The sequence below is a fragment of the Actinomadura meyerae genome, assembly GCF_900188445.1.
GTDB lineage: Bacteria > Actinomycetota > Actinomycetes > Streptosporangiales > Streptosporangiaceae > Spirillospora > Spirillospora meyerae.
Window position 1 is genome coordinate 1 of record NZ_FZOR01000093.1, and the last position, 3,584, is coordinate 3,584.

Consider the following 3,584-nt stretch of genomic DNA (forward strand, 5'->3'; position numbering starts at 1 on the left):
TGGGGAAGTCGCCGTGCGGGGGGTCTGGGGTGCGGCCGGGGCGTCCCCGACGAGGAAGCGGGCCAGGGCCTCCGGGGTGGGGTGGTCGAAGACCATGGTCGCGGGGAGGCGCAGGCCGGTCTCGGCGTTGAGCCGGTTGCGCAGTTCGACTGCGGTGAGCGAGTCGAACGCCAGCTCCTTGAACGTCCGGTCCGGGACGATGGCCTCGGCGGACGCGTGTCCCAGCACGGCGGCGGCCTGGTCGCGGACGAGGGCGAGCGCGACGGCGTGCCGCTCGGCCTCGGAGATCGCCGCGATGCGTTCGGCGAAGGGCGCCGCACCGGAGGCGGCGCGCCGCGCCGGACCGCGCACCAGGCCGCGCAGGATGGGCGGGACCTCCCCGGCGCGGAGGGCGTCCGGGGCGAGGCGGGCCGGGACGGCCGCCGTCTCACCCCGGGCCAGCGCCGCGTCGAACAGCGCCAGCCCCTCCTCGGCGGACATCGGCGACAGTCCGCCGAGCGTGAGCCCGCCGGTCATGGAGCTCTCGGGGGCCCACAGCCCCCAGGCGAGCGCGGTCCCGGGCAGCCCGCGGGCGCGCCGGTCGTGGGCGAGCGCGTCGAGGAACGCGTTCGCCGCCGCGTAGTTCGCCTGGCCGGGGTTGCCGACGATCCCCGCCACGGACGAGAAGAGCACGAACGCGGCGAGATCCTGCCCGGCGGTGAGCTCGTCGAGGTGCCGGGCCCCGTCGATCTTCGGGCGGAGCACCTGTTCGACCCGCTCCGGTGTGAGGTCGGTGAGGATCCCGTCGGCCAGCACGCCCGCCGCGTGGATCACGGCGGTGAGCCGCCGTCCCGCCAGCAGGCCGGCGAGCGCGTCCCGGTCGGTCACGTCGCAGGCCGCCACCTCCACCTCGGCTCCGAGCCCGGTCAGCTCGGCCACCAGCGCCGCGTCGGCGACGCCGCGCCTGCCGGTGAGCAGCAGCCGCCGCGCGCCGTGCTCGGCCACCAGGTGCCGGGCGAGCAGGCCGCCGAGCGTCCCGGTCCCGCCGGTGATCAGCACCGTGCCGCCGGGATCGAGCGGCGCGGGCAGCGTGAGCACCACCTTGCCGACGTGCCGGGCCTGCCCGACGTGCCGGAACGCCTCCGGGGCCGCGCGCAGGTCCCAGGCGGTCAGCGGCAGGGGCCGCAGCGCCCCCGACGCGAACAGCGCGAGGACGTCGGCCAGCATCTCCCGGATGCGGTCCGGGCCCGCCTCGTTCAGGTCGAACGCGCGGTACTCGACACCGGGCCGCTCCTCCGCGACCCGCGCGGGGTCGCGGACGTCGGCCTTGCCCATCTCCAGGAACCGGCCGCCGCGGGGGAGCGTGCGCAGCGACGCGTCGACGAACTCGCCCGCCAGCGCGTTCAGGACGACGTCGACGCCGCGTCCTCCGGTGGCGTCCAGGACGTGGCGCTCGAAGTCCAGGTCGCGCGAGGAGGACAGATGGGCGCGGTCGAGGCCCAGCGGGCGCAGCGCGTCCCATTTGCCGGGGCTCGCCGTCCCGTACACCTCCGCGCCCCAGTGCCGGGCGAGCTGCACGGCCGCCATGCCGACGCCGCCCGCCGCCGCGTGCACCAGCACCGATTCGCCGGGCTGGAGCCGGCCGAGGTCGCGCAGCCCGTAGTAGGCGGTGAGGAAGACGATCGGCACCGACGCCGCTTGCGCGAACGTCCAGCCGGGCGGGACGGGCGCGACCAGGTCCCGGTCGGTCACCGCGACCGGGCCCATCGCCCCGGTGAACAGGCCCGCGACGCGGTCGCCGGCGGCCAGGTCCGTGACGCCCGGACCGACCTCGGTGACCACTCCCGCGCCCTCGCCGCCGGGCAGCGCCGCATCCGGGTACACGCCGAGCGCGATGAGCACGTCGCGGAAGTTGAGCCCGACGGCCCGCATCCCCACGCGGATCTGCCCCTCGCCGAGCGGCGCCTCCGCCTCGGGCGCGGGTGCGGGAGCCACGCCGTCGAGCGTTCCGCGGCCCGTGGCGTCCAGCCTCCACGCCGCCCCGGAGACCGGGAGCGGAGTCCGCGCCGGGACGCGCTCGACGCGCGGGACGTAGAACGCCCCGCCGCGGACGGCGACCTGCGGCTCCCCGAGACCGACGGCCCGCGCGACCATCTCGGGGGAGACCGGGCCGTCGTCGGTGTCGAGCAGGACGAAGCGGCCGGGATCCTCCGACTGCGCCGTCCGGACCAGGCCCCAGAGCGGAGCGGACCCGAGGTCGGGCCGGCCGTCGCCCGGCAGCACCGGCACGGCGTGCCGCGTCCGGACGACCAGCGGGGCGTCGTCCTTCCAGCCCTGGACGGCGGCGAGGACGCGCTGCGTCTCGGCGACGGCGTCCCCGCCCTCCGCGGCCAGGACGGTGAAGCCCGTCGCCGGATCCGCGGCGGGGGAGACCGGCGTCCAGGCGACGTGGTAGAGCGAGTCCGGGCGTTCGGCGCGCGGCGCGAGCCGGTCGGCGGAGACCGGCCGCACCACCAGCGACTCCACGGTCGCCACCGCCGACCCCGCCGGGTCGAAGACCCGCACCGACAGCTCCCCGTCGGCCGGTGACGACAACCGGGCCCGCAACGCGCGCGCCCCCGACGCGTGCAGTTCGACACCGGACCACGCGAACGGCAGCCGGACCTGGCCGTCGGCGGCGAAGGCCGCGGCGGCGAGCGCGTGCAGGGAGGCGTCCAGCAGCGCCGGATGCAGGCCGAACCCGTCCTCGGCGGCGCCGTCCGGCAACGCGATCTCGGCGACGACGTCGTCGCCCGACCGCCAGGCCGCCCGCAGCCCCCGGAAGACCGGCCCGTACTCGACGCCGACCTCGGCGAGCCGCTCGTAGAGGCCGGAGACGTCGAGCGGCTCCGCGTCCGGCGGCGGCCAGACGGCCCCGGCGGGAGGGGCCTCCCCAGGCGGCCGGGGTGCGAGCAGGCCCGTCGCGTGCCGGATCCAGGGCTCGTCCCCGTCCGCCCGTTCCGGACGGGAGTGGATCGTGAGGGGGCGGGCCCCGGACGCGTCCGCCTCGGCCACCCGCACCTGGATCTGGACGCCGTCCCGGTCGGGGAGCGGCAGCGGCGACTCCAGCGTCAGGTCCGCGAGACGCCCCAGCCCGGCCTGGTCACCGGCGTGCACGGCCAGCTCCACGAACGCGGTCCCCGGCAGCAGCACGGCCCCGTGCACCCGGTGGTCGGCCAGCCACGGGTGATCGCGAAGCGCGAGCCGTCCGGTCAGCAGGAGCTCGTCCGCCCCGGCCAGCGCCACGTTCGCGCCGAGCAGCGGGTGCTCGGCGGGCCGCAGCCCGGCCGACCGCGGGTCGCCCGCGCGGCCGCGCGCCTCGATGCGGTGCCGGCGGCGCTGGAACGCGTACGTCGGGAGCTCCACCCGCCGGCCCGCCACCGCCGGCACGCCCGCGCCGACCGCGTGCAGCCGCGCGCGAGCCGTCGTGAGGGCCTCGACCTGACCCCGGTTCCGCTGCTGCAGGGGGACGGTGATGGCGTCGGGTCGTGTTTCGGTGATGGCGGGGGTGAGGGTGGTGTCGGGGGCGATTTCGATGTGGTGGGTGGCGTTGGTGGTGTGGATGG

General features: G+C 77.6%; 1 protein-coding gene. It reads right to left on the minus strand.

Translation table 11 applies throughout. The features are described 5' to 3' along the window. Positions 1-3,584, minus strand: a 3,584-nt coding sequence (locus tag CHF16_RS38940; protein WP_143228374.1) for an SDR family NAD(P)-dependent oxidoreductase, incomplete at both ends; no start/stop codon positions are given.